We start from the raw sequence: 259 nt of genomic DNA, 5'->3' as shown, positions 1-259 counted from the left end.
CGTTTACAGAATGATTGTAAGAACAGAACAGAACATTCTGAACTACCCGTCATTGGATAGCGGCCGCAAATTTGCTCTTGAACAGATGTTTGCCGCTGACATCAATACAAAAAAGATATCCGATTTAATGAGTTACTATAATGATTTATCCCTGTATGAGGCGACACTCTATCACTCTCTTGACGCGGGCTCGCTGCCTGATGTGAAAAACCGGGTGCTGAAAGCCCAGCAAGGCGAAGTCCAAACCGTTCTCGCCATC

1 protein-coding gene is annotated in these 259 nt (G+C 45.2%); it reads left to right on the top strand.

Translation table 11 applies throughout. The features are described 5' to 3' along the window. Positions 1-259, top strand: a 259-nt coding sequence (locus tag SB658_RS25155; RefSeq protein WP_410603143.1) for a hypothetical protein, incomplete at both ends; no start/stop codon positions are given.

The sequence above is a fragment of the Bacillus sp. SIMBA_008 genome (assembly GCF_046535495.1).
GTDB classification, from domain to species: Bacteria; Bacillota; Bacilli; order Bacillales; family Bacillaceae; genus Bacillus; species Bacillus subtilis.
Note: the sequence above shows the minus strand (reverse complement) of the source record. Positions and strands in the feature narration are given on the sequence as shown.